The organism is Thermaerobacillus caldiproteolyticus (genome assembly GCF_015326725.1).
Classification (GTDB): Bacteria; Bacillota; Bacilli; order Bacillales; family Anoxybacillaceae; genus Thermaerobacillus; species Thermaerobacillus caldiproteolyticus.
Window position 1 is genome coordinate 1,400,498 of sequence record NZ_CP064060.1, and the last position, 26,025, is coordinate 1,426,522.

Consider the following 26,025-nt stretch of genomic DNA (forward strand, 5'->3'; position numbering starts at 1 on the left):
TGTCCCTCCATTTTTTATGACTATATAATCAAAATAACGAAAAACGTAAAACAATGGAAGCCCTGCCTCTCTTCCATCCTTACAGCTCCGAGGCTGCGCCGTTGTGAATTCGTTTTTCGCCATAAGAAAAAACAAATGCAAAATGTCTAACCGTGATGGGCAAATGTTTTTCATCCGCGGAAATGCTTGGAGAGACTAGTGCAGCAGATGATAAGGCTAGGATGTTTTCTGTTAAAAAAAGGTGATACCGCCAAAAGCGATATCACCTTCCGTGTTTCCTCATTCCTTATGCTTTTTGTACATTAGTAGCTTGGGGACCGCGGTTTCCGTCGATGATATCAAACGTGACCTTTTGTCCTTCTTCTAATGTTTTAAACCCATCTCCTTGAATCGCTGTGAAATGGACAAACACATCTCCGCCATTATCCACTTCAATAAATCCATATCCTTTTTCTGCGTTAAACCATTTTACTTTTCCTGTGTTCATCGTGATTCCTCCAAAACAAATTTTGACCATCGTTCCATTACTCATTGTGAAACAAAAAAGCCGTACCCGCATGGAGAAAGGCCATAAGAGGGCCTGCACTTTCCATGAGGCACGACTTATAACGATTCTTGATATAACGAAATAACGAACTGAATGGTGCCTTTACAGCATAACGGATAGACATTAAAAAGTCAACAGCTATTTCAATAAAGACAATTAACCATCATCATGCGCTATTTTTGTCTATCTATGATTCTTTCCACTTAATGCTGCAGCCAATGCTCGGTTTTTGTTGTGTTGGTACCGGCTCGTTGTTTAATAAAGCATCGAGAGCAGCACGAATGGACTCTCCTGTAACAGGGATACCGTTGTTTGGTCTAGAGTCATCCAGTTGTCCGCGGTAAACGCATTTTAAGTCGCCATCAAATACGTAAAAATCTGGTGTGCATGCAGCTTGGTATGCTTTGGCTACCTCTTGTGTTTCATCAAATAAATACGGGAACGGATAGCCGAGTTCTTCAGCTACTTTTTTCATATTTTCTGGCGAATCATCCGGATACTTTTCCACATCGTTGGAGTTAATCGCAATAAAGGTAATCCCTTTTGGCTGGTAGTCATTTGCAAGACGAACAAGCTCCTGTTGAACATGTTTGACAAAAGGACAATGATTGCAAATAAACATAATGACCGTGGCAATATCTGATTTTACATCTTCCAAACGGACCGTTTTTCCATCTGTTACATTAACAAGTTCGAAAGACGGAGCTTGTTTGCCTAATGGAAACATTGTTGATTCAACTGCCGGCATACGTTCACATCCTTTCATTATTTTCGCTTTATTCATTATAGCAAACCTCACCATATTTAACAAATAATGAGCCTAAACATATTAAGATGTGCCCGCATATGATATGGCACTCTTACTTTTTATTTAAAGGAGTGGAACAACGTGTTAGTCATTTATGTTAATGCAAAAGCAAAGCCGAGCGTATACAAAGGTACTCCTCGCCTTCCGAATGAAACCCATCCGGTTTTTTACTTTCGGCATTCCACAGCAAAAAAACTATTCGAACAACAACAAACTTTCCATAAACAATTATCCTCTTCTGTCGAGCAACTGTCCGAACAGTTACAAGCTTCTTTTTCCTCTCACGAAGAACAACATCATCATCTTTACGAACAATGGATGAAACAAATCCAACAGGATGAAACACTCAAGCAAGCCATTCTTGATTCGCTCACTGTTCAAGAGATAGCAACGAAAAACTTAGCTCAACAAGTGACGTCACAAGAACAACTGTACCAAGACCTTCTCGCTCGTCTCGAAAGCCAAGAAAAACTATTTCAAACGTTAGCGGAAAAATTAGAGCTTCAAGACGTTTTTCATGAAACGATCATCAAGCGCTTAGACGACCAAGAAGCAGTGAATCATAAAGTAGTGCGGCAACTTGATAATTTGAAAGAAATTGTTTTTGAGCGGTGTTCGTACGTAGTCGAAAAAATTGAAACAGCGGTAAAACAACTATGTTCTTCATTGCTTCGGATTCCTTCAAAAAAACAGGATCGTGAACAACATGAAGAACCGGTGAAGGAGATAGTCCATATGTAGCCCTTCGCTTCAAGTGAAGGGCTGCAGCTTTTAGTAACAGGCAAACCAATGGACATTTTTCCATAAACAGAACATAATAGAGAATAATTGTACTTTGTTTACATGTTTTGAAAAGAAAGGATGTTCTTTCATGGGTCTCACATTAAGTGTCCTTGACCAATCTCCTATTTCAGAGGGAATGACAGCAGAAGAGGCGCTGTTAAACACGGTAAAGCTTGCACAGTTTGTGGAGCAATTAGGGTATGCCCGGTTTTGGGTATCGGAACATCACGATACGAATAGTTTAGCCGGATCTTCTCCGGAAGTGTTGATGGCTCATCTTTGTGCTAAAACGACGCGCATTCGCATCGGTTCAGGCGGCGTTATGCTTCCTCATTATAGCGCCTATAAAGTGGCAGAAAATTTTAAAGTACTAGAGGGGCTTCATCCAGGACGAATTGATTTAGGTGTTGGAAGAGCGCCGGGAGGAATGCCGATTGCCACCCTTGCCCTTCATGATGGAAAGAGAAGGGATGTCGACCGCTATCCCGAACAAATCGATGATTTGCTTGCCTATTTACATAACGACTTGAAAGAAGAACACCCGTTTTACGGGTTGAAGGCGACCCCGAACATCCAAACCTCACCGGATGTATGGCTTCTTGGTTCAAGTGCGTCGAGCGCCCTATTAGCTGCGCAAAAAGGATTACCGTTTGTGTTCGCCCAATTTATTAACGGAGAAGGGGGCGAATATTATACAAAGCTCTATCGTGAGCGCTTTGTTCCATCAAAATATCTTGACAAGCCTCGCAACATGGTCGCGATTTTTGCCATTTGCGCAGAAACCGAGGAAAAAGCGGAACGCATTGCTTCCAGCCTCGATTTGTCACTATTAAGGATTGAACAGGGCATTGTGTCGTTCGGCACACCAAGCCCTGAAACAGCGGCCGCATATCGCTATAGCCCTTTTGAATTAAAGCGAATTCAAGAAAACCGTAAGCGGATGATCGTAGGAACACCGCGGCAAATAAAGGAACAGCTTTTCCGTTTGAGCGAAGCGTACGAAACGGATGAAATCATGCTTGTGACGATTACCTATGATTTTCAAGACAAGTTAACATCGTTTGAATTGATCGCAAAGGAAATATTCGCCTAGGGGGATAGATCAAATGAACCATGTAGTCAAAGTTGTTTCGGTGAATGTCGGAACACCAAAAACAGTGATGATAGATGGAAAGCCGCTCACAACCGGAATTTATAAACAACCGGTTGATGAGCCGCTCACACTAACAAAACTCAATTTCGCCGGAGATGGACAAGCAGATCTTGTGCATCACGGAGGCCCTGATAAAGCGGTTTGCGTATATCCGTCTGAACATCTTTCCGTATGGGAACGTCTGTATCATTGTTCGTTTGCCGCTGGAGCATTCGGAGAAAATCTCACTATTTCCGGATTAACGGAAGAACATGTGTGCATCGGCGACGTATTTGCAGTCGGAACGGCGGTAGTTCAAGTATCTCAACCGCGTCAACCTTGTTTTAAATTGGCGAAACGCCACGGCATCAAAGAGCTCCCTCTCAAAATGCAAGAAACGGGATACACGGGTTTTTATTTTCGTGTCTTGCAAGAAGGGATCGTCACGCAAGGTGATATATTGAGGCTCGTCAAGCGCAGCAAAACACCCCTATCCGTTCAATATATCAATCGAATCGCCTACATAGAAAAGAGCAATGTCGAAGCGATTCAAACGATTATAGAAGAACCAGCATTATCCAAAGATTGGCGAGAATGGTTTTCTAACAGATTACATCAACTAAAAAGATAGAAAAAAGACTTGTACGCACACATCGCGTACAAGTCTTTTAGGATATCTCCTCTTTTTTCAAGTAGCTGTGATACAACTCATAATAAAACCCTTTCGCCTCTAAAAGGGACTCGTGAGTTCCTTGTTCAATCAGCTGTCCTTCGTTCAAGACAAGAATGCGATCAGCGTTTTGAATCGTATTTAAGCGATGGGCGATAACAAAACATGTTCGTCCGTTCATCAACCGCCCGAGCGCTTCTTGAATTTTTAATTCTGTCATCGTATCAATGTTGCTTGTTGCCTCATCTAAAATTAAGATAGATGGATTGGCGACCATCGCTCTAGCGATTGCAAGCAGCTGTTTTTGCCCTTGACTAATTCCGCTGCCATCTTGGTTTAAAACGGTATCGTATCCGTTTGGCAACTTCATAATAAACGAATGGGCATTGGCCCATTTCGCCGCTTCTTCTACTTCTTCGTCGCTCGCATTAAGCCGCCCGTAACGAATATTTTCTCGAATTGTTCCTTGAAACAAAAACGTATCCTGCAAGACGAATGCCATATGTTGCCGAAGGCTTGCTCGTTTGATGGATCGGCTATCATGCCCATCAATGAAAATATGGCCGCGATCGGGATCATAAAAACGCGTCAGCAGCTGAATGATCGTTGTTTTCCCTGCACCGGTAGGACCGACGAGCGCTACCGTTTCGCCCGGTGATACAGAAAAGCTTACATCACGAATTGCTTCCTGCTCCTTGTCATACGAAAAAAAGACGTGGCGAAAGGCAATTTCTCCTCTCATCTCAGGCAAGGAAATCGCTTCTGTTTCATCGCGCTCTTCTTTTTCCACGTCTAAAATTTCAAAGACTCGTTCTGCTCCGGCTAAAGCTGATAATAGCGTATTCCATTGGTTAGCCAAATCATTCAACGGCCGCGTAAATTGTCTGGCATATTCAGCAAAAATAACGATGACACCGATGGAAATAATCCCCTTTAAAGCAAGAATTCCTCCGACGCCAGCAATGAGCGCAAAACTTACGTTGTTTAAAACGTTCATAAGTTTCGGGATAAATCCAGAATACGTTTGGGCCCAAAACCCTGACTGTTTTAAGCGCTCATTTTTCGATAAAAATTGGGCAATCATTCTCTTTTCTTGAGAGAACATTTTTACAATTTTTTGACCGGAAATGACTTCTTCGATAAAACCGTTCAATTCTCCTAAATTTTGTTGTTGCTCTTTAAATCGTTTTTGCGTTCGGTTCGTAATCCACTTCATGCCCCCGTACATCATCGGAACAATGAGCAATGTCACAAACGTCAATAACGGACTTAACCAAAGCATGACGCATACCGCACCAACGAGGGTAAGCATGCTTGAGACGACTTGAATGACAGTGCTATTAAACGTTTGACTCATGTTTTCAATATCGTTCGTAATGCGACTCATTAACTCACCATGTTGCCGTTTGTCAAAAAAAGCAATCGGCAATTGATGAAAGTGATAAAACAATTGTTTGCGAATCAAATAGATCGTTCTTTGGGCAATCTGGATCATCCAATAGTTTTGTAAAAACGTAGAAAGCGAAAGAGAAAGGTAAATGAGTACAAGTATCGCTAATACAAAAACAAAACCATCCGTTTGTTTCGTGACGATATATGTATCAATCGCCTTGCCAACGACATAAGGACCGAGAAGACTCAAGCCGGAGCTCATGATAACCATGAACATCACAGCAGCAAAACGCCCTTTTTGGTCGGAAAGAAATGACCATATCCGCCTTAATGTTCCGATACTGTCTTTGGCATGACGCTTTTTTTCTGTGAGCATCATCGCACTATGTCGCGGTCTTAACATCGCCAAGTCCCTTCTTTCCAAACTGTGATTCCACCATTTTGCGATACAGATCGCTAGTTTGTAGTAACTCGTTGTGGCTTCCTTTCGCTAGCAATACCCCATCGTCTAAAAGGAAAATTGTATCAGCCTCCATCGCTGTTTGAATTTTTTGTGTCACGATAAAGGTCGTGCACGTATACGTTTTTAAGGCTTGTAACAATTTACCTTCCGTTTTTAAGTCAAGAGCGCTTGTACTGTCATCAAGCAATAAAATCTTCGGTGTTCCAACAAGAGCTCTGGCGATGGAAAGGCGCTGTTTTTGTCCCCCTGATAAATTGACCCCTTTTTGCCCAATGAGCGTATCATACCCCTTCGGAAATTTCATAATCGTCTCGTGGATTTGCGCGTGTTTTGCTGCTTGGATAATGTCTTCCATCGAGGCATCTTCTTTTCCGAAACGGATGTTATCTTCAATCGTTCCAGAAAATAGTAAGATGTCTTGTGGAACAAAACGAATATAGGTCCGCAAACTTTCTTGTTTCATTTGCCGAACATCGATTCCATCAATAAGCACTCGCCCTTCGATTGCATCGTATAACCGAGGAATGAGCTGCAATAACGACGATTTCCCTGCCCCGGTTGCTCCCAAAATCGCGACCGTTTCATGCGGACGAACGACAAACGAGATATCTTTCAATACGAATGAATGACTGTTCGGGTAACGAAACGAAACATGATCGAATCGTACTTCTCCTTCTTGAATGTTTGTGTCGTGTGCCCGCTCATCATCGACAATATCCACTTGTGCGGTGAAGACATCGGAAATGCGTTGGGCAGACGCTCTGGCACGGGAAAACGCCATCGTAATAAAGGTAAATATCGATAAAGCCGTTGTAATCCGCGTCGTATAATTCACAACCGCCACTACTTGTCCTGCCGTGGCACTGCCTGTATGGATTTCCATTCTCCCGACAGAAAGAATGACGATGATGGCCATATTCATAACGAACAGTAAAACAGGCGTAATCGTCTCGATGAGGCGTAATACGCTTATCGTCCGCGTCATAAGCGTTTCGTTCGCTTTTGTAAACCGCTCTTGTTCATATGTTCCTCTCATCCATGCTTTAATGAGACGCATGCCTGCCAAATTTTCTCTCATAACGCTATTGACACGATCGAGCGCTTGTTGAACAACGGAAAACCATGCCGCAGCTTTATTCATCATCCAAATGAGAAACACTAAAAGCAGCGGTACGGTAACGACAAAAATAAGCGCAAGTTGAACATGAACGAATAACGACATGACGACGCCAAAAACGACAAGAAGCGGCGCTCGCAGCATTATTCGCAAGCTCATAAACACCATGTTTTGCATTTGTGTTACATCATTGGTCATTCGCGTAATTAACGAGGCGGTTGAAAATTGTTCAAAGTTTGCAAACGAAAACGATTGAATTTTTTCAAATAAATGTTTTCGCAAATCAAACCCATACTGTTGACCGACATGAGCAGCAACGAAAGAGTTAGCGATCCCTGAGGCAAACGCCAAAAGCGACGTCCCCAACATCACTGCGCCCCATGTCCATATGATGTGTAAATTTTTTGATATCACACCATGGTCAATAATTTTTTCCATCAATAGCGGCTGCCACAATTCAACAAACAGCTCAATGAGCATGAATATCCAGGCAACGATCATCCATTTTCGATACGGCTTTAAGTATGATAATACATGTTGCATGTTCACTCCCCCACACTTTTGCTGTAATTTATATTGTACCTCCTAAAGATAGTTTTTTACAATTTTTTGCTATCGGGGGAAGAAAACTTTAGTTCTGATACAAAAATCAAAGCGGGAGTAATCTTCCCGCTATTTGCTCTCTTCGTTTCCCTGCTTAACCCAAATGTTTAACAGCGCTTCTTGATTAGCAACTAAGTGGCCTTGTTCTACTAAAAATTGATTGACTTCCTGTTCCGTTTTTGCAAATGGAAACAGTTTATGAAATTTAGCAATCATTAAAAGCTTGTTCAATACATCATTATTCGAAAAGACAAATATAAACTTTCTGTTTTTGTCTACTTCTTGTTTTAAAAAATGAATAAAAACCGCAAGGCCGGTACTATCAATAAATGATAACTCACTCACATCAAGAAGAACAAAATCTTTGTTTGTTTTCGATAATAAATCGTATAGCTTTTGTCTGGCAATTTGTTGGGTGCTATACGTTAATTTCCCTTTAAACGAGATTTTTTCATAGATAGCCATAGACGTTGCTTCCATTTCTAGAGTAGATGTCCAACGATTCATTTTGTTTCATCTCCTCATTTTCATCCCAATCGCATGCTCTCCGTCTTCTCGTTGCTCAAACCACATATCATCCATTAATTCTTTGATTAATAAAAGACCTCGACCTGATTCGGCTAGCAATAAATCTTCTAAACTATTGACATGCAATTTCTTATGTTCATGCGCTGGGATACCGTTTGCACGATCAATCACAAGAATCATCAATTCTTCTTCGGTAATACGCATGTAAAGCGAGAAGGTGTTGTTATGATCCTCACCATACAATTGTTTCATCGCTTCGATAGAGTTAATGATGGCTTCATGGATCGATAAAACAAGAGATTCACGTTCGTGAATGGAAAAAAACTGAGCGATGCTTTCAACAAATGCATCACAAAACTCCATCGCTTCAATAGTAGCTGGACATTTGACGGTAATTTCATACATCTTCTGCACCTACTATTTTTCATTAATCGTAATTGAAAGTAAACAAATATCATCCGCTGGACGAGATTGATATAAATGTTTTTCGACAAACAGCTGCAAAAACTGTTGATCTGATAGATGACGATTGTGTTTGACGTAGCCGCGAATTTTTGCCATGCTGTTTAAAATGGACGAGTCTATTTCATCCAAGATACCATCTGTATATAAAAACAATCTCGTGCGTTTATGATAGCGAACGACTCCTTTGTCAAACGGAACGGAGAATGGGCTTCCAATCGCAAGTCCCCCTTTATCGAGTTCCACAATGTTCCCATCGTCCATTAATAAAAGACCAGCAGGATGTCCTGCGTTCGTATATTCAATTTGCTTTGTTTTTGTATCAATGACTAAATAAATCATTGAAAAAAGATAATGCATATCATTCGCTTGGTCCGGAAATAAATTTTGTAGATGTTTCTCTAACTCCGCCGCTACATAAACGGGGTCAATAACTCGAAGAATTAACCCTCTCAATAATGAACGTAAAGACATGCTTACTAAAGAGGCAGAGAGCCCGTGGCCCATGACGTCGATAATAATTACACCATACCGATGACTGTCAATTTGGTAACAAGCATACATATCGCCCGACAAATCTTCTGATGGAATATAAATCGCATCCATTGTGACAACGTTGCTTTGAATGGGGGCCGTTAATACGCTCTGCTGGATTTTTTTCGCTAGCTCCACCTGTTTTTTATATTCAAGCTCCTTTTGCTTCGTTTTAGTAATGTCATTGATCATCACAATATATCCCGTAATAGTTCCATCTGGACGAGCAATGGAGACAATAGAACAAGCAATGTCAATGACAGTTCCGTCTTTTCGTCTAGCGGTACATTCAAGACTGGGAATGTCGCCTTTAGCGATTTGTTGAAGAAATGATGCGATATAATGGGAGTGGCAGCTTAATAATGACAGCAGCGGCTGACCAATCGCTTCTTCTTTTTTCCAGCCAAACAGCTTTTGTGCGGTATCACTCCAATCTTTGACTGTCATATCCTTATGTAGCGTCGTGACCGCCATCGGTGAAGCTTTATAAATCGCTTCCAACATTTGTTTGGGTTCTACGTCGTTCGAGCGTTCTTCCAAATCAGAAAAGCACCACACATAGAGGTCGCTTTTGTCGATGCTGCTTGCTAGCGCATAGACAGTCAACTTGATAAAAAATATCTTTCCGTTCGACTGAACATTACGAATTTCTCCTTCCCAATACCCATTCTCTATTACCGATTCCCAGATGGATTCATAGACAGCAATATAGTGTTCGTTTGAGGTAAGTAGGCGGAGCGGTTGGCCAATGAGTTGTTCCTTTGAGTAACCCGTTAATCTTAAAGCACTATCATTGACAGCAACAATCGTTTCATTGTGGTCGGTAATGATAATGCCTTGTGTTGCACAATGACTGCACGTTTTTTCCATCACATGTAAATCCAATTTCACTTGTTTTCAACCCTTTTTGTGATAATATTGGTTAATTTTATTATAAATGATAGATGGACAAAGGGGCTCCATCTTTTTTCATAGGATAAAAGTTTTAACTTGTTGGATATTAATAATTGCTCGTTGCAAACTTACTTACACCGATCCGCATTTGTCAATAACATCGATGATCATCACATGGCACCTCTTTTCTCTTAGAAATTCTCTATTCCCTATTATTTCTAAAATCATATTTATTTTCCTTCTTTTGAATCAAATAAAAGTGACATATATCGTTGACGATTTACATCCGTTGTCGAATCCAAGCAATAGCAAGTAGTAATACTGGAAGAATGATTTGTAACGGCATATGGATATACACAGTTGCAATGTTTACCCCTTCCTTAACATGTTCAGGGAAGTTGCTAGCAACAGCGATAGATAATAATAAAGATGCTAATCCCAGCGGATACACAAGACGATGATGTTCCTTTACATTAAATAAATGAGCAGCGCCAATGACTGCTGCATAAAAAAAGACTCCAATTTTAAAAAATCCTCCAATAATTAAAGCAATCATAAAAAAGACGTCCAATCGCTCCAAAAAATTCGCGACTTGAATTTCGCGAATCGTATTGAGAAGCGGAAATGTCGAACGGGAGACAGCATCAGCTCCAAGCACAGCAACATTCACCGTCATCATAATGGCCAAGTTAATTCCTGATAAAGTCATCGCCGACAATGCAACTATTTTTGTCTTTTTTGGATTATTGATATATGGAAATAGCATCGTAAACACGATGATCTCACCGAATGGAATATATAGTGTTTGATGGAATACGACTTTAAAAACCCTTCTCCATCCCTCTTCAAGAACTGGTTGTAACCGGTGAATATCAATCAATCCTGCTGCAACGACTAATATCATCCCCGATATGGCAAGAACATAGAGAAGCGTAAAAAAGAGTTCTCCGGTTCGGGCTAACACTTCTATCCCTTTATAGACGGCATACATGACCGTCAACATCATAATTGCATTTAGAACAAATAATGGCGTTTCTGGATAGGCAAACGTTAACAACAGTTCTCCAAAATCTCGTAATACTCGTGCAGCGAGGTACAAAAAATACAACACATAAACCAACGCGAATATCTTTCCAAAAATCGGTCCTGTGATATCTTGAATATATCCGGTAAGCGGAAGATCAGGGTAATATAGATAAAGACGATAATAAACAAGAAATAACAATAGTCCTATAATCATTCCGATTAAAATGGCTAGCCAAACATCCTGTTTAGCCTCCACTCCAAGCGGAATGACCATCGTGCTGCCATGTTCAAATAACACGATCAATACAAATAGCTGTCTTGCATTGATTTTCGTTTGTTCCACGGTCTCACCGCCCCTTTTATCTTCCGAACATATACGGCTTATTGCGCAATCCTGTTCGCCGAATAGATGCATCTACACTCACCTTTACCTCTAATTGAGGAAAGTACGTATCGTTCCAGTCTGCTTTTATTTTTTTCCACTCTTGGGGATCGGAACGATGTAATGCTTCTCCAAATCCGAAAATATCGCTTTTTTCTTGTTGAGCTCTCTCGATGGCTTTTATAATTTCTTGGCGGATTTCTTTTTGTATCTTTTTTTCAAGCGCAAAAATTTCTTGGGGATCAGAGAAATCTAAAGGAACGAGTGCTTCACCAATATCTCCTTCTGCTCCAATATGGACAGAAACAACAGGTTTTCCTTTCTTCATGTCGGCACTGACGCTCGTTTTTGCCCTTACGACTTTATACGCGATGGCTTCTTGTTTATGTTTCCAATCTATCGTAATCACGGTTTGTTCGATTTTATCAAGCCCCCATAAGACACCACGTGCCGCTTTTCCAGAGATCCACCCTACTAATTTACCATCTTTCAAAATGGCTAAGTCATCAGCACTCAGCTGTGCATCCGGTTCGGATTCCTGTACGTTTGTTTGTCGCTCTCCTTCTTGTACACCACCGACTAAACGAAATCCACTAATAACAGGCTCTTTCCCCTCTGATGTGAGATCATTAATCACCTCTCCTACGTGGACACTAGTATTTTGTCCCCATGTTTTTTCAGTAAATTGTAGTGTTTTTATCATTTGATTGGCGGGGAGCTTGTCAATCGGAGTTAATATTTTTAACATCTCTTCTGCTGTCCGATGTCGTGCAATTACCACAATAGCTGTTGTCCGGAATTGTGGATTTCTCTCCATTGCATCAAACAGAGGGCCAATTCCTTCTTTTGCCATCTCTTCTCCAATCACAATTAAGTTCGTATGAGCATAATAGATCAAGCGTGATATTTTTTGTGACCCTTTTCGGCTCGCTTCGACTAAATTGTCCCCTGTTGCCTTGTACAAAGTAATCGGGACTCCTCCGCTTCCACCCCCACGCTGGGTCGCCCCAGCAACGTTACCGGGATTGACGACTTGAAACGTAGCCATATACCTTCCGTCTTTGGTTTTATCGAGACCAACTGCAATGACAAACGCAAGATCCGTTAATTCCTTTCTGCTCCAGCACCCTGAAAGTACGGTCATACTCATGAAAAGAACAATGAGAAAAAAAGCCTTGCGTTTCAACCTAGGTCACCTTCTTTTATCATTCATTATTCGTTTCGTCAGGTGGTTGCGGGCGTTGGTTTTCTCCTTGACGAATGATATTTGCTTGGTTGATGAGGCGCGGTCGTTCTTTAAATGCCCATGTTGGGACGCGGAAAATCGTATCGCCTGCATTAGCAGGAATAAATGGAGCAAGCGGTGACATATATGGCACTCCGAACGAACGGAGGCTACATAAATGAATGGTCATCAAAAGAAGTCCTATAATAACACCATAAAATCCGAACATAGCGGCAAGAAACATCAACAAAAAACGGATGAGCCGTGCAGAAATTGCAATCGCAAATGATGGTGTCGCGAAGCTAGCAATGGCAGTAATTGATACAATGATGACCATGGCGGAAGATACAATTCCTGCTTCCACCGCTGATTGGCCAATGACAAGCGCGCCAACAATCGATACCGCTTGTCCGACAGCGCGCGGGAGACGCACTCCTGCCTCCCGTAAAATTTCAAACGTGACTTCCATTATCAATGCTTCCACAAAAGCGGGAAACGGCACAGCTTCGCGCTGAGCCGCAATCGCAATGACAAGCGGAGTAGGGATCATTTCTTGATGAAATGTCGTCGCTGAGATATACACAGCGGGAGCGACAAGCGAGATAAAGAAAATTAATACGCGCAAAAAGCGAAGTGCTGTAGCAATATCGAAGCGGGCATAGTAATCTTCGACCGCCTGAAAAAATTGAATAAATACCGCTGGCGCCAATAATACGAACGGAGTCCCATCCACTATCACTGCGACTCTGCCCTCAACAAGATTGGCGGCCACAACGTCTGGTCGTTCCGTATGATACGTAGTTGGGAACAGAGTAAACGTTTGATCTTCGATTAATTGTTCAATATATCCTGACTCAAACACGCTATCAATATGAATGCTTCGTAATCTCTTTTTTACTTCCTCAACAATTTCATCATTCGCAATTCCTTTTATATACATAATTCCGACATCGGTTTGTGTCACTTCACCGATTTTCATCGTTTCAAGCCATAAGTTCAGATTTTTAATGCGACGGCGGATCATCGCCGTATTCGTACGAAGCGACTCCGTAAATCCCTCACGTGGACCGCGAATGGCCAGTTGTGTACTCGGCTCTTCAATAGAGCGATACTCCCCTCCTTTTGTACTGGCACTTAACGCAGTAGGAATACCGTCAATAAAAATAATCGTTTGACCAGATAATAACGATGAAAATACATCAAACCATTGTTGAACGTGCTTGACTCCACCGACAGCCGCCAATTTTTGCTCGATGAATAAAAACAGATCCTTTGGTGAAAAAGAGGAAGGAATATTCACCGTCATTAGTGACTCCAGTAAAAAATCGTAAATAATCTTCTCATCGACAAGTCCATCTGTAAAAACGATCGCAGTATGAATAGGGTTCTCTTCACCGATCGTAAACCGACGAATGACAATATCAGAACTATTTCCAGTCGTTCGTTGAACAATATCAATGTTGACATTCACGATGGTGTCGAGGCTCCCGTTGGGAACATCTTTTGCTTGGCCACTTTGTTCTTGTTCTTTCGTTGTCGCAGAATTAGCTGGCTGCTTTTTTCGTAGTCCCCACTGAAATAACATCACTATCCCCCATTCTTCTTAATTTATTCGCCATTATGGACAAATGACGAAGAAGTTATACAAACATGAATGAGGGAACTTCGTAAAACAGAAACTAGAAAAAATCGTAGTTTGCCAAAGGTGTGGTAACATGAAATTGCTTGGGGTTTCTTTGCTTATTGGAGGATTGTTAATGGGGGTTATCATTGGGATCGATATATTATTAATGGGGTTTAAGCTACAGCAATCGCTCCATAATGTCATCAATCCTTTCCGAGTGATGGAAACGCCTGAATTGTTTATTTTATTTTCATTTTTACTATTATGGGTGCTTAATGTCCTAGTTACGTTGTTTCGCCAAAGACAAAAGAAAAAACAAACATAAAAACAGTCTCTTGTCCGAGTTGCTTTTTTGACAAGAGACTGTTTTTGTGAATCGCATCTCTATATATTTGCTTATGGAGGTTGGGAGTATTGCTTCTGCTTTTCTTATTGTAACCGGACAAGTCGCAATGAGTTAAGAAGCACGAGTAGCGTAGCTCCCATATCCGCAAAAATCGCCATCCATAAGGTGAGCCACCCTGGAATGATGAGAAGTAAAGCAAACAGCTTTAGCGCTAAGGCAAATGTAATATTTTCTTTAATGATTCGCAACGTTTTTCGGCTTAAACGAATAGCATAAGGCAATTGACGAAGGTCATCAGCCATTAATACGACATCGGCTGTTTCCAAAGCCACATCGGTCCCAGCTTTCCCCATCGCAATGCCCACTGTCGCTGCCGCCAGTGCTGGAGCATCGTTAATTCCATCTCCGACCATTGCAACGCAGTTCAGTTCGTTTCTTATTTCCTTGATCACTGTCAATTTCTCTTCTGGAAGCAGCTCCGCTTTGACGTCTGTTAACCCTAGAGATTCTCCGATTGCTTTGGCGGTAGCGGCATTATCACCTGTTAACATGACCGTTTTTTCAATGCCAAGCTTTCGCAATGTCTTGATCACGGAAGCAGCGCTGCTGCGCACTTGGTCAGAAATAGCGATTAAGCCAAGCAATTTCTCCTCATTCCCTAGCAAGATGACCGTTTTCCCTTCTTGTTGGAGCTTTTGGATTTCTTCGTGAGCTTCTGCTGGGACAAGATGGTCGGAAAAGACAGATGGTTTCCCAATCATATACATTGTTCCATGAATGCATGCTGCTGCTCCTTTTCCTGTCATGGAACGGAAATCGGTCACATGTAAGCGGTCAAGAGAGAGATTTTGCTGTTGCGCTTTCCGCAAAACGGCTGAAGCAAGCGGATGCTGTGAATGTTTTTCAATTGCGGCAGCCATTTCTAGCAATTCCTTTTCACTTGTGGAACCAAATAAACGAATGTCCGTGACTTCCGGCATCCCTTTCGTTAACGTGCCTGTTTTATCAAAAGCCATCGCAGCAAGCCGCCCCATTTCCTCTAAATAAATACCGCCTTTGATTAACACTCCTTGCCGTGCCGCTTGGCCGATCGCGGTCACGATCGCTACCGGGGTACTAATGACAAGGGCGCACGGACAACCGACGACTAATACAGTTAAACCACGGTAAATCCATCTTTGCCACTCTCCGGCTAACCATAACGGTGGAATGACCGCAACAAGAAAAGCAATGACCATAATGGCCGGCGTGTAATACCGGGCAAAGCGATCAACAAATTGTTGGGATGGAGCGCGTTCTGCTTGCGCTTCTTCGACAAGATGAATGATTTTAGCAATCGTCGAATCTTCGACGCGCTTAGTAACGCGCACTTCTAATGCTCCTTCTTCATTCAGCGCTCCCGCGTACACTTCGTCCCCAACCGTTTTATAAACAGGTATGGACTCTCCTGTAATCGCAGCTTCATTGACGGACGATTCTCCTCGAATGACGATCCCGTCCATCGCAATTTTTTGCCCCGGTTTTATAACGATCGTATCACCGATTTGCAAATCATCAACATTCACTTCGTATTCCCGTCCGCCTCGACGAACGATGGCTTTTTTCGGTGCGATTTCCATTAAACGATGAATCGAACGACGCGCTTTATCCATTGAGTACCGCTCTAACGCTTCACTGATGGCGAATAGAAAAATAACCACCGCTCCTTCTTGCCATTCTCCGATCAGCGCGGCACCGATAATAGCAATCGTCATTAATGTTTTCATATCAAATTGAAAGCGGAAAAAATGAGCAATGCCCGTTTTAAACAAATCGTAACCGCCAATGAGGATACTAATGGCAAATAATCCGATGGTCACAACACTTTTTTCACCAACGGAAATGGAAGCAATATAGCCAAATAAAAGGAAGAAAGCCGATATCATCGCTAATAGATTCGCTCGTTTTCGCCAAAACGGAACGGAAGGAGTTTCTTTTTGTTCTTTCTCCGGTATGACTTTTATACGATCAAAAGCTCCCGCTTGTTCAAGCTGTTCAATTGTGGCACTTCCCATCACAGTTAATTTTGCAGCGCCAAAATTTACTTGTGCGTCTTTGACCGTATCAATCATTTTGACATTTTTCTCGAATTGTGCCGCGCAGTTGGCGCATGAAAGACCTTGAAGGCGGTATACCTGTTTATTCTCCATCGTTTTTCTCCCCTTCTTTTACATGGACAAGGGCAATCGAAACTAGCTGGTAAACATGCTCGTCTTGCAAAGAATAAAACACAAGTTTTCCTTCTTTCCGATATTTCGCTAAGCCGATATCGCGAAGAAAACGTAAATGATGAGAAGCAGTCGCGACCGTAGAACCGATAATATTCGCGACATCACAAACACATAACTCTTCTTCTAGCGTCAGCGCATAGACAATTTTTAGCCGCGTCGCATCCGATAATGCCTTAAATAATTGTTCCACTCCTTGAATGTCATCCATTCGCTGTTTGAACGCATTCACTCTCTCTTCATCAAAACAAAAAACTTCGCACATATCTTGAACCATAATTTCACCTTCAATATTCAAACATTCATTTGAATATATTATGTGCAATTATAAAAAATGTGTCAATTCATTCAAATATTCATTTGAATAATAGGTAAAAAAACGAGGCTAACGTAGCATCGTTAACCTCGTTTGTGGGTTTATTGCAATTGTTCACGAATAAATGATGGAACGTTTTTTTCGTCAAAGCCGCCCAATTGCGGATCAGAACCGTCAGAACGATAAAATATAATGATATACAAATGCCGCTCATCAAGTGGCGATGACGATTGGAGCAAGCATTCGTCGATTTTCCTCTTATCGGTGATGCGTACAACATCAGTTCTTGCTGATAATCGTTGTATGAAGTGAGGATCAGCAGTTAACGGTTTCCCTTCGATATTTTTATTTTTCACGACAATCGCGTAATCGACATCTTCTGCAGTTAGTCTTGCTTTGGAAAGCAATCTTTGCTGTTTCAACCATTGTTCAACGTTCATATATGATTTTTTCCATGTCACGTGAAGAATATCGCCATCGCTTTGTAATAACTCGATATCGCCCCATACGCCGACATTACCAAGCATCGAATCGACCGATTCATTTTGCAAATCCGCTTTCAGCGCGGTTAAAAATGATTCGACTTGTTTCGGCTCGGTTAACACGACCGTTTCTTCTCCCGAATCCGCCTTACGCATTGTCACTTGTCGAACAGGCGAAACCCCTTTGTCACGAAGAAGAAAATAGTAGTTTTTCTTATACTCTTTCGATTCCATGATCGGGCGATAAAATGATTTATATTGTTCTACCGGAACTTCATACGAGCGAATCATGCGATCTCCGTTTTTGAGAATATAGCCAATGACAACGTATCTCGTTTCTGTAGACCGGGAGGAAGGCATCGGTTGATCTTCGATGAGCTGCTGATGGAACAAGTAGACGTTTTTGATATTCTCTTTTTCTTTTAAAAATTGACTTACTTGTTCTAGTTGGATGTAAGGCACGTATTCGCTTTTCTTATCGATAAAATCATAAACAGAATCGCCAAAATACACTTGCTCAATTTCTCCTAACTCCGGAATTCGTTTTTCGTATCCTGTAATATCGAAATGAAGCAAAGTACCAACGATCAGCATCGCTACGAAAAAATAGAGATAACCTTTCCACTTATCAAACACGCGCCATGTTTTTTCAATAATCATTTCTGCGACAAAAAAGCCAACGATCGAAAACGTCATATATCCGAATATAATCCAGCCGAATTGTTGCTGTGTTTCCCCGAAATAAAAACCGCCGACAAGCATTGTACAAAACGCTACTCCATATTTAAATACCGGACGCAATACAGGGAAAGCAAGCGCTTGGCTTGCTGCTTCACTATGACGTTTTTGATATAGCCATAAAGACAGCACGTAACAAACGATGATCAGAAAGAGATAAACGAACGTTTCGATGAAGGCAAATGGTTCTGCGCCGATCCGCATAAATCGGAAAAACGGAATGATATGTTCGAGATCTCGATTCAAATAATAATCAGCGGCAAACCCAGTGAGCAAATATGTCATGTTCATGAGCAAAAGAACGGAAATTCCCGCAGGAAAAAGAAGCAAAATATATGTAAGCCCTCCTTGCAGCACCGACATCCCTGTCATCATGCCGATCCATACGGCGACAAAAAAGACGAACAGCTCCATCAGGCACATTTCTCCTGCCCATTGGAAAATATCAGTGGCGGAAAACAACACGTCAATCCCTAGTGTATAATAAAGAATAAGAGTAATAAGGGCAGTGACGACCACCGGGATGACTAACAGAAATGCTCCTAATGCCGTATGTTGATAAAATAACGCTTTCCGTCGAATTGGTAAACTATGCATAAAATCGGCAGAACTTTTCACCTGCATATAACGAAATAAAAAGATCGCTAACAACACCGGGAAAGTAAACACAACCACCGCTTGGAAAGAGCCTGATATTTCAAAAAGATTATTCCAAAAAGGTGCGTCATTTTGCTCTCTTCTTGTGTACAACATAATGAGTTGAAGCGGAACAGCTGCCAATAAAACGAGCAAATGAACAAGTCCAATCCATCCAACATGGCGGAGATTTTGAACGGTGATACCGCGATTAAACGATAATGTTTTCGAAAGCATAGCCGACATCCCCCATTTCATAAATAAAAATTTCCTCTAACGTCAGTGGGAGCACATCAAAGATGACTGGTTCAAACTTGTTAATATACGATATAATCTGTTCTTTGTTTCCACGCACAATGCATAAAAGCACACTTCCACGCTGTTCTTGATAAACGATCTCTAGGCCGTTAAGAATCCGAGCAGGAATGCCTCCGTGAAATGCCACTTGAATTTTATGAACATCAGCCTTTAAATCATCTAATTCTTTTTCGATAAGAAGCTCTCCTTGATGTAAAATGCCAATATGGTCGCAAAGGTCTTCAACCTCTCGCAAATTATGGGATGAAATTACCACTGTCATTTCACGTTCAGCTACATCTTGGACAAGCAAGTTTTTTACTTTTTGTCGCATGACTGCATCTAACCCGTCTAACGGCTCATCGAGAATTAATACATCAGGCATGACGGAAAAGGCGAGCCAAAATGCCGCTTGTCGCTGCATTCCTTTCGACATACGATGAATTTTTTTATGAAGATCAAGAGGAAATACGTCTTGTAACCGCGCAAACCGTTCTTCGCTCCATGATGGATATATACTTTTATAAAAGTCCGCCATTTGTCGAATTGTGGCATGTGGAAAAAAGTAAAGAGCATCTGGTAAAAATAAAACTCTTTTTTTAATGTTTGGATTTTCGAACACCGGCTCTCGACTAATCTTGACTGTTCCACGGTCAGGCCGATAAATGCCGGCAATCATTTTCAATAACGTCGTTTTTCCAGCACCGTTAGAACCAAGCAAGCCATAAATCGATCCTTTTTGTATATGCATATTAATCCCTTTTATGGCTTCAAGATCATCAAATTCTTTCCCGATGTTAATGATTTCAATCATGTTTTATGCCTCCTTTCACCGATTGTTCGGCCAGCTCGATCAAGGACAAAATATCTTCTTTGCTCATCCCTAAATATAACGCTTCAGAAATGAGACGAAGTAATTCATTCCGCATTGTTTCCACCTTCTCCCTCGTCATTGTTTTCGCTTGAGGAGCAACGAAATGCCCCTTCCCCGGGATGGAATAAATATAACCTTGATGCTCGAGTTCGCGGTATGCCTTTTGAATGGTGTTGGGGTTAATCGTTAATTCTTTTGCCAGCCAACGAACAGATGGGAGTTGTTCGTCAGATTTCCATACTTCGTGAATAATAAGCTCTTTCACTTTTTCAACCAGCTGCTCGTAAATGGGTTGTCGGCTTCGAAGATCAAGTTCGAACATGTCCCTCCTCCTTTCATGATGTATCATGCGTACTAACTGTATTATTTCATATATTACAGTTATAATCATAAAAGAAATTGGTAATGATAGCAACTCTCTTTTTGCAGCAATGTCTGTTTCCTTAATAAAAAAGCTATTTTTTCAAACGCATTCTTTCCGTATAATAATAGTGTTGAATTTTCGTAGATGGGAGATATTATATGGGGGCTTATATAAATCAACATGTATTAAACAATTTGTTTTATATTTTAGTGAGCGTATTTGTTTTTTACTTTATTTATGATCACGGGGAGATATTTAAAAAGAGAAAATCATACAGAAATGCTCTCCTTACCATTTGCATGGGATTTCCGTTAATTTTATGCATGAAATTTCCCATTTACATTGATGAGCATTGCATTCATGATTTGCGACAAATTCCTTTTCTTCTAGGCACACTGTATGGTGGTGGAATCGTCGGCTTTATTTTGCTGCTGATTTTGCTAGCTGCCCGCTTTCTGATTTACGGGTTTGAGCATCTTACTGCGATAGTGTATATGACCATGTTTGGCGTCACGGCTCTCATTTCGCCAACATTTAAGACATTAAAACGCCCAAACAAGCTCTCTATGTCGGTTTGGTTAACCTTTCTTCTGGCGATTCTTACCACGTTTCTTGCCATCATCATCGCTCATTTTCCAGTAACGGATTCTTATATTGTTTATTTCATCTTGCTTCCTCCGATTGGGATGCTATTTGTTGTGTATATTATGGAAACATTAAAAGAAGCGATTATGATGCGCTCAAAACTAGTAAAAGTCGAGAAAATGGAAGTGGTTAGTCAGCTTGCGGCCAGCATTTCACACGAAATTCGCAATCCATTAACCGTTGTAAAAGGATTTATTCAATTATTAAAAACCCCTTCTCTTCCACAAGATACAAAAGATCGTTACATTCAAATTGCTTTAGACGAAATTAATCGAGCGGAAGAAATTATTAACGATTATTTAACCTTTGCCAAACCAGCATCGAACAAGGTGGAACGTCTCATGGTAGATATGGAATTGCGAAAGGTCGTTCAGATGTTAGCACCAATGGCTCATATGAACTCGATTGAAATTGTTGAGGAACTGCAGCCCGGTATGATTGTTGGAAATATTCAGTACTTTCAACAATGTTTTTTGAATTTGATAAAAAACAGCATCGAAGCCATGCCAAATGGAGGAACATTAACGATTTCATCCCGCTTGCATGGGAATCATGTCATCATTGCCATTAAAGATACAGGAGTGGGAATGACAGCGGAACAAGTGAGCCGTTTTGGTGAGCCATACTTTAGTACAAAAGAAAAGGGAACCGGTCTTGGAACAATGGTAGCTGTAAAGATGATTCAAACGATGCAGGGAATGTTGCATATTCAAAGCGAGGTAAATAAAGGAACTACGTTAACGATTACGTTTCCTAAGGCTACGAACTAATCATGAGAAAAAGAGGGATGTATGCCCTCTTTTCATTTGTTGTTGTACTATTCATATGTTTGCGCAAATAGTCCGTCTCCCTCAAGCCATTCGGCAATCAATACGTCTTTATAGTTAGAAATTCCTTGTGCGCGCAGTTCGCGTTGTAACCAGATTTCATCTTTTCCTGCATCGCGAAGCTCGTCTAAAAGCACTTCCCCATCGCGAATGAGCGTGACGGGAACATGAACAGGTTGTGGCGGCATACGAAAATCTTCCCGGATCGTTTTTTGATATTTCGCTTTTTTGATCACGCTGATCGAGCCGTTGGCCTCTAAATAACAAAATGCTACTTCACGAATGGAAAACGTTTCGTTTTGGCGAAGCAAACTTTGTAATTGATTGAGCGTTATTCGATTTTTCTTTAACTCCTCCCAATCGATAATGCCGTTTTTAATCAGAGCTGATGGTTTCCCTTCTGCAATGCCACGAAAGCGTAAAAATTTTTGCCCGATATATTCGACAAGGAAAAGCAACAGTCCCCATATCCCCATTGAATAGATAACATAAAATACGCTAATCTGATCATCATACAGTGCATTTCCAAGCAATTCTCCCAACACAAGAGCAGAAATAAACGTAAAAGGGGTCATCTGGTTAATCAGCTTTTTTCCAATCACTTTGACAATGAGAAACAAAAAAACAAACCCTGTGACGAGTTCTAATGTAAGATGAATGAGCTTCATACCCGCCCTCCTGCGCACATTCGTTATTATTCATTATGAGCGGATGCAAGTCTGATTATGTCCTCTAAGGAGAATTTTACTTGTTGAATAAACAAAACAAGGGATGTCGACCTAGTCAACATCCCTCGTTTTTTATAATATAGATGTTGTCGAACGTGAGGATTGTCTCTCTTTTTTCTGAGACAACAAGAGAACCGTCACAGTAATGCAAACAGCTCCAATGGTTTGGAACAGGCCGAACGGGACATGTAAAAAAGCGATCGAGGCTACTACGGCCGATAGCGGCTCTACGCTAGATAGTAGGCTCGATTCCGTCGGCGATAAGTAGCGAATGCTTTCGACAAACAATAAAAAGGCTAATAAAGTGCCAAATACAACGACAAATAAGATAAGTAGCCATGTCTCCATATCCCAGTGAACCGACGGCAAAGGAAAAGGAGGAAAAATAAAACACATGCCTCCCCCACCGATGACCATTCCCCAGCCGACAACGATGACGGAGTGCCATTTTTTCAACATCTGTGCCGAAGATAACGTATAAAACGCTAAAGCAACACCCGAAAGAATCCCCCAAATGACAGAAATGAGCGATACTTTTAATTCTCCTGTCGAACCATTTGTAATCAATAGAAAGGTTCCTAGAAGGGCTAATAAAATGGCAAACGTCACCTCTTTCGATGGACGATGCTTTTGGACAACCATCACGTATATAACAATGTATACAGGAGCTAAGTATTGCAATAGCGTGGCTGTAGCGGCATTGCCGGTGGCGATCGATGCAAAATACGTATATTGCACTCCAAGCATGCCGACAAATCCAAACAATAATAAATTTACTACGCTTTTGATGTCGGTCCAGAGCGAAAATATTGCCATCCGTTTGTATGCCGCAAACAATAGTAATACGCTTCCTGCAAGAATCATTCGCACAACGACAAGCCATTCTGCGGTTATTTGCTTTTCTTGAAATAACACTTGTGCCGCTGTCCCTGATAATCCCCAAAGCGTTGCACCGGTGATGACCATTATTAGTCCTTTTATTCGATTAGAGACTTGAGCGACCATAATTCTTCCCTTCTTTTGACTGACGATGATGGATAGGAGACATAACGGCAATAAACACCCCTATGATAATCAGCAGCCCGCCTAAATAAAACGAAGCGGTCATCTGTTCATGTAAAAACAAAAAGCCAAAAACAGCGCCGACGAGCGGCTGAAAAAAGAAAAATAACGAGCCGATCCCCGCATCCATCATTTCCATTCCTTTATTCCAGAGAAAAAACGCCCCTGCTGTCGAAATAATTCCAAGATACAGTATTCCAAATACAACGATCATGTTAGGAAAAGAAACAGGTTGTTCATGTAGTTCCCAAAGCATAATCGGGGTAGTGAATAATAAGGCAAACCAAATGGCATATGTTGTGATCGTCAAGACCGAAAAGCGAGTGGAGGCCACTTTCACATACACAGATAAAAGCGCCCATGTCAGCGCTGCCCCAAGTAACACTATATTTCCCCAAAATGATGATCCACCGCTATTGTCAAAACCGATGACGATGATAACTCCAATGGAAGCCAGCAAAAGAGCAATGGCTTTTCTCAAGGTAATCAACTCATTTAAAACAAATCTTGCAAACAAGATAATAAACGCCGGAGTTGCTGACGTGATTAACGCTCCGGTATGCGCATCAGATAATTTTGTTCCGATAAACTGCAATGAGATGGAAACAAAATAGCCGATAAAGCCGATCCATCCTAACAAAAACCAATCTTGTTTTCCAATGGAAATACTCGTTTTTGTTTTATATTGATGGACTTTTAATATCCCGAATAAAACAACGAACGCGATGACATAACGAAGCCACACTAACGTAAATGGCGGAACGAAATCGAGGACATATTTGCTGACAACATACATCCCGCCCCAGATGCTAGCTGCTAACGATAAATATAAAGCGCCGAAAAATGTATTTTTCATTGAAACAAACCTCCGTCCTCATAGGGATTTAAAAACACCATCATCCCTAAGACGAGGCGCGGTTACTAGCTGCTCACCTCGTCTTAAAAGTGAACAGCAGGTTGATCGTTTTCAAATAAATCGCAATACATTCTCATCGTTCCCATCCTTTCCCTATATGAATATCACTGAATTTTGTTTCATTGTATCAAATTATCGTCAAATACACATTACTATTTTTGTATATTATTTCATGTATATTACGAAAAAGAATAGGCATTGCCTCTTTTGGAAAAAATAGCAACATAGTTAGCCAAAGAAAGGTGTCCGCTGTGAATAATCGTTCGTTAAGTACAGTACAACTGGTTTGTATATTTATGTTATCGATTGGGCTAATGAATCATGTTATTGTGATCCCGTTGCTATTAGACGCAGCCGGCCGTGATGCGTGGATTTCGGCACTCACAGCCCTTGTTGCATTGCCATTGTGGCTTCCGCTTTTGTACTTTGTCATTAAGCAATCCAATCAAATGAATTTATTCTTATGGTTAAAAAACGAATTTAAAAGTGCCATTGCATATTTTGTGTCTATTGTTGGAAGTCTATTATTACTTGTTATAGGCTATATTACGCTCAGTGACACGGTTACGTTTACTACTACTACCTACTTAACGCGCACACCCGATTGGGCTGTTTTGTTAACCATTACAGCGATGTGCTTTTATAACGCCTATTATGGCATACCATCCATCGCAAAGACGGCGGTCATTATTTTTCCGTTTGTCATTCTTTTTGGGATTTTAGTGATGATCGCAACCGCGCCGCATAAAGATTATTCATTATTAAAGCCAATCATGGAAAATGGCTTTACTCCTGTTTTACAAGGGATGATTTATGTCGGTGCCGGATATGTAGAAATTTTTATTATTCTATTCATGCAACATCATCTTCAAGCTCGATTTTCTTTTACAGCACTTTTCATCATTAGTGTTCTCGCCGCAAGCTTATGCATTGGTCCAACGATTGGTGCGATTATTGAATTCGGACCGAAAGAAGCAGCGAATTTACGTTACCCGGCGTTTGAACAATGGCGATTAATCAAATTAGGAACGTACATTGAATATCTTGATTTTCTTTCTGTTTATCAGTGGATGTCTGGAGCGTTTATCCGCATTTCTCTGGTTACTGCGCTTATACCAGAGCTATTTCATGTAACGGATAAAAAATCACGATTATGGATTCTAATCGTAATTTATATCACCATTTTTTTAGCCGCATTGATTCCAATCAGCGACGACAAATTTTTAGATTTGCTATATAAATTTGTTTTACCGCTTTCGCTGCTATCCATTCTATCTCTCTCTTTATTCATTGGAATATTGGCACTCATTTCATATTTAAAAAAGAGGAGAGCTTAA

General features: G+C 41.1%; 24 protein-coding genes. 6 read left to right on the forward strand and 18 right to left on the reverse strand.

The genetic code is table 11. The features are described from left to right. Positions 1-286: 286 nt before the first annotated feature. Positions 287-487, reverse strand: a complete 201-nt coding sequence (locus ISX45_RS06795) for a cold-shock protein (protein WP_181556160.1) — start codon at positions 485-487, stop codon at positions 287-289. Positions 488-734: 247 nt separating this feature from the next. Beyond that, entirely contained in the window at positions 735-1,295 is a 561-nt protein-coding gene (locus ISX45_RS06800; protein WP_181556341.1) for a thioredoxin family protein, read from the reverse strand. A 141-nt stretch (positions 1,296-1,436) separates the two neighbouring features. Between ISX45_RS06800 and ISX45_RS06805 the strand changes: the two genes are divergently transcribed. From ISX45_RS06805 to ISX45_RS06815, 3 genes are all read left to right on the forward strand, one after another. Continuing rightward, the gene (locus ISX45_RS06805; RefSeq protein WP_181556161.1) at positions 1,437-2,096 is read left to right on the forward strand and encodes a hypothetical protein; all 660 of its coding nucleotides are present in this window, start codon (positions 1,437-1,439) and stop codon (positions 2,094-2,096) included. A 130-nt stretch (positions 2,097-2,226) separates the two neighbouring features. Then, a complete protein-coding gene (locus ISX45_RS06810) occupies positions 2,227-3,231 on the forward strand; it encodes an LLM class flavin-dependent oxidoreductase (protein ID WP_194520342.1) in 1,005 nt (334 codons plus the stop codon). A gap of 13 nt (positions 3,232-3,244) precedes the next feature. Next, complete coding sequence (locus ISX45_RS06815; RefSeq protein WP_194520343.1) at positions 3,245-3,901, forward strand: MOSC domain-containing protein; 657 nt, start codon at positions 3,245-3,247, stop codon at positions 3,899-3,901. Positions 3,902-3,938: 37 nt separating this feature from the next. Here ISX45_RS06815 and ISX45_RS06820 read toward each other — a convergent pair whose 3' ends face one another. The 8 genes from ISX45_RS06820 to ISX45_RS06855 all read right to left on the reverse strand — a co-directional run bounded on the left by ISX45_RS06820 (position 3,939) and on the right by ISX45_RS06855 (position 14,151). Then, on the reverse strand, positions 3,939-5,735 hold the full coding sequence (locus tag ISX45_RS06820) for an ABC transporter ATP-binding protein (RefSeq protein WP_194520344.1): 1,797 nt from the start codon (positions 5,733-5,735) through the stop codon (positions 3,939-3,941). Then, entirely contained in the window at positions 5,716-7,455 is a 1,740-nt protein-coding gene (locus ISX45_RS06825) for an ABC transporter ATP-binding protein (protein ID WP_194520345.1), read from the reverse strand. The genes ISX45_RS06820 and ISX45_RS06825 overlap by 20 nt, the downstream gene beginning before the upstream one ends. Positions 7,456-7,584: 129 nt before the next feature. Continuing rightward, on the reverse strand, positions 7,585-8,022 hold the full coding sequence (locus ISX45_RS06830; protein WP_181556166.1) for an STAS domain-containing protein: 438 nt from the start codon (positions 8,020-8,022) through the stop codon (positions 7,585-7,587). 6 nt (positions 8,023-8,028) lie between these two features. Continuing rightward, entirely contained in the window at positions 8,029-8,448 is a 420-nt protein-coding gene (locus ISX45_RS06835) for an ATP-binding protein (RefSeq protein WP_228485657.1), read from the reverse strand. Positions 8,449-8,460: 12 nt separating this feature from the next. Beyond that, positions 8,461-9,930: a SpoIIE family protein phosphatase gene (locus tag ISX45_RS06840; protein ID WP_228485658.1), complete on the reverse strand. Its 1,470-nt coding sequence runs from the start codon at positions 9,928-9,930 to the stop codon at positions 8,461-8,463. Positions 9,931-10,213: 283 nt separating this feature from the next. Then, positions 10,214-11,302, reverse strand: coding sequence for a GerAB/ArcD/ProY family transporter (locus tag ISX45_RS06845; RefSeq protein ID WP_194520346.1), 1,089 nt, complete (start codon positions 11,300-11,302; stop codon positions 10,214-10,216). Positions 11,303-11,318: 16 nt separating this feature from the next. Continuing rightward, positions 11,319-12,527 carry a Ger(x)C family spore germination protein gene (locus ISX45_RS06850; protein ID WP_267240203.1) on the reverse strand — a complete coding sequence of 403 codons (1,209 nt, stop codon included), beginning with the start codon at positions 12,525-12,527 and terminating at the stop codon, positions 11,319-11,321. A gap of 19 nt (positions 12,528-12,546) precedes the next feature. Next, complete coding sequence (locus ISX45_RS06855) at positions 12,547-14,151, reverse strand: spore germination protein (RefSeq protein ID WP_194520347.1); 1,605 nt, start codon at positions 14,149-14,151, stop codon at positions 12,547-12,549. A gap of 130 nt (positions 14,152-14,281) precedes the next feature. Here ISX45_RS06855 and ISX45_RS06860 point away from each other — a divergent pair, with 130 nt between their 5' ends. Next, the gene (locus ISX45_RS06860; RefSeq protein ID WP_181556169.1) at positions 14,282-14,515 is read left to right on the forward strand and encodes a YczF family membrane protein; all 234 of its coding nucleotides are present in this window, start codon (positions 14,282-14,284) and stop codon (positions 14,513-14,515) included. 104 nt (positions 14,516-14,619) lie between these two features. On the opposite strand, the gene ISX45_RS06865 is transcribed toward ISX45_RS06860, so the two are convergent. The 5 genes from ISX45_RS06865 to ISX45_RS06885 all read right to left on the reverse strand — a co-directional run bounded on the left by ISX45_RS06865 (position 14,620) and on the right by ISX45_RS06885 (position 20,468). Next, a complete protein-coding gene (locus ISX45_RS06865) occupies positions 14,620-16,725 on the reverse strand; it encodes a heavy metal translocating P-type ATPase (RefSeq protein ID WP_194520348.1) in 2,106 nt (701 codons plus the stop codon). Then, positions 16,715-17,080 carry an ArsR/SmtB family transcription factor gene (locus tag ISX45_RS06870; protein ID WP_194520349.1) on the reverse strand — a complete coding sequence of 122 codons (366 nt, stop codon included), beginning with the start codon at positions 17,078-17,080 and terminating at the stop codon, positions 16,715-16,717. Before ISX45_RS06870 ends, ISX45_RS06865 begins: the two co-directional genes overlap by 11 nt. A 140-nt stretch (positions 17,081-17,220) precedes the next feature. Then, positions 17,221-19,212, reverse strand: coding sequence for a DUF6449 domain-containing protein (locus tag ISX45_RS06875; RefSeq protein WP_228485659.1), 1,992 nt, complete (start codon positions 19,210-19,212; stop codon positions 17,221-17,223). Further along, entirely contained in the window at positions 19,187-20,086 is a 900-nt protein-coding gene (locus ISX45_RS06880) for an ABC transporter ATP-binding protein (RefSeq protein WP_181556172.1), read from the reverse strand. The genes ISX45_RS06875 and ISX45_RS06880 overlap by 26 nt, the downstream gene beginning before the upstream one ends. Further along, positions 20,079-20,468: a GntR family transcriptional regulator gene (locus tag ISX45_RS06885; RefSeq protein ID WP_181556173.1), complete on the reverse strand. Its 390-nt coding sequence runs from the start codon at positions 20,466-20,468 to the stop codon at positions 20,079-20,081. The genes ISX45_RS06880 and ISX45_RS06885 overlap by 8 nt, the downstream gene beginning before the upstream one ends. A 200-nt stretch (positions 20,469-20,668) precedes the next feature. On the opposite strand from ISX45_RS06885, the gene ISX45_RS06890 reads away from it, so the two are divergent. After that, positions 20,669-21,925, forward strand: coding sequence for an ATP-binding protein (locus ISX45_RS06890; protein WP_194520350.1), 1,257 nt, complete (start codon positions 20,669-20,671; stop codon positions 21,923-21,925). 47 nt (positions 21,926-21,972) lie between these two features. Here the strand turns inward: ISX45_RS06890 and ISX45_RS06895 are convergent, their stop codons facing one another. From ISX45_RS06895 to ISX45_RS06905, 3 genes are all read right to left on the reverse strand, one after another. Continuing rightward, positions 21,973-22,650: a YetF domain-containing protein gene (locus ISX45_RS06895; protein WP_194520351.1), complete on the reverse strand. Its 678-nt coding sequence runs from the start codon at positions 22,648-22,650 to the stop codon at positions 21,973-21,975. 132 nt (positions 22,651-22,782) lie between these two features. Beyond that, the gene (locus tag ISX45_RS06900; RefSeq protein WP_181556176.1) at positions 22,783-23,715 is read right to left on the reverse strand and encodes a DMT family transporter; all 933 of its coding nucleotides are present in this window, start codon (positions 23,713-23,715) and stop codon (positions 22,783-22,785) included. After that, complete coding sequence (locus ISX45_RS06905; protein ID WP_194520352.1) at positions 23,696-24,628, reverse strand: DMT family transporter; 933 nt, start codon at positions 24,626-24,628, stop codon at positions 23,696-23,698. The genes ISX45_RS06900 and ISX45_RS06905 overlap by 20 nt, the downstream gene beginning before the upstream one ends. A gap of 311 nt (positions 24,629-24,939) precedes the next feature. On the opposite strand from ISX45_RS06905, the gene ISX45_RS06910 reads away from it, so the two are divergent. Beyond that, complete coding sequence (locus ISX45_RS06910) at positions 24,940-26,025, forward strand: endospore germination permease (RefSeq protein WP_194520353.1); 1,086 nt, start codon at positions 24,940-24,942, stop codon at positions 26,023-26,025.

What these genes read in the sequence shown, in the direction of transcription:
- ISX45_RS06795 (WP_181556160.1), bottom strand. Translation starts at nt 487, where the DNA reads ATGAACACAGGAAAAGTAAAATGGTTTAACGCAGAAAAAGGATATGGA.
- ISX45_RS06800 (WP_181556341.1), bottom strand. Translation starts at nt 1,295, where the DNA reads ATGCCGGCAGTTGAATCAACAATGTTTCCATTAGGCAAACAAGCTCCG.
- ISX45_RS06810 (WP_194520342.1), top strand. Translation starts at nt 2,227, where the DNA reads ATGGGTCTCACATTAAGTGTCCTTGACCAATCTCCTATTTCAGAGGGA.
- ISX45_RS06815 (WP_194520343.1), top strand. Translation starts at nt 3,245, where the DNA reads ATGAACCATGTAGTCAAAGTTGTTTCGGTGAATGTCGGAACACCAAAA.
- ISX45_RS06820 (WP_194520344.1), bottom strand. Translation starts at nt 5,735, where the DNA reads ATGTTAAGACCGCGACATAGTGCGATGATGCTCACAGAAAAAAAGCGT.
- ISX45_RS06825 (WP_194520345.1), bottom strand. Translation starts at nt 7,455, where the DNA reads ATGCAACATGTATTATCATACTTAAAGCCGTATCGAAAATGGATGATC.
- ISX45_RS06830 (WP_181556166.1), bottom strand. Translation starts at nt 8,022, where the DNA reads ATGAATCGTTGGACATCTACTCTAGAAATGGAAGCAACGTCTATGGCT.
- ISX45_RS06835 (WP_228485657.1), bottom strand. Translation starts at nt 8,448, where the DNA reads ATGTATGAAATTACCGTCAAATGTCCAGCTACTATTGAAGCGATGGAG.
- ISX45_RS06855 (WP_194520347.1), bottom strand. Translation starts at nt 14,151, where the DNA reads ATGTTATTTCAGTGGGGACTACGAAAAAAGCAGCCAGCTAATTCTGCG.
- ISX45_RS06860 (WP_181556169.1), top strand. Translation starts at nt 14,282, where the DNA reads ATGAAATTGCTTGGGGTTTCTTTGCTTATTGGAGGATTGTTAATGGGG.
- ISX45_RS06865 (WP_194520348.1), bottom strand. Translation starts at nt 16,725, where the DNA reads ATGGAGAATAAACAGGTATACCGCCTTCAAGGTCTTTCATGCGCCAAC.
- ISX45_RS06870 (WP_194520349.1), bottom strand. Translation starts at nt 17,080, where the DNA reads ATGGTTCAAGATATGTGCGAAGTTTTTTGTTTTGATGAAGAGAGAGTG.
- ISX45_RS06875 (WP_228485659.1), bottom strand. Translation starts at nt 19,212, where the DNA reads ATGCTTTCGAAAACATTATCGTTTAATCGCGGTATCACCGTTCAAAAT.
- ISX45_RS06880 (WP_181556172.1), bottom strand. Translation starts at nt 20,086, where the DNA reads ATGATTGAAATCATTAACATCGGGAAAGAATTTGATGATCTTGAAGCC.
- ISX45_RS06885 (WP_181556173.1), bottom strand. Translation starts at nt 20,468, where the DNA reads ATGTTCGAACTTGATCTTCGAAGCCGACAACCCATTTACGAGCAGCTG.
- ISX45_RS06890 (WP_194520350.1), top strand. Translation starts at nt 20,669, where the DNA reads ATGGGGGCTTATATAAATCAACATGTATTAAACAATTTGTTTTATATT.
- ISX45_RS06895 (WP_194520351.1), bottom strand. Translation starts at nt 22,650, where the DNA reads ATGAAGCTCATTCATCTTACATTAGAACTCGTCACAGGGTTTGTTTTT.
- ISX45_RS06900 (WP_181556176.1), bottom strand. Translation starts at nt 23,715, where the DNA reads ATGGTCGCTCAAGTCTCTAATCGAATAAAAGGACTAATAATGGTCATC.
- ISX45_RS06905 (WP_194520352.1), bottom strand. Translation starts at nt 24,628, where the DNA reads ATGAAAAATACATTTTTCGGCGCTTTATATTTATCGTTAGCAGCTAGC.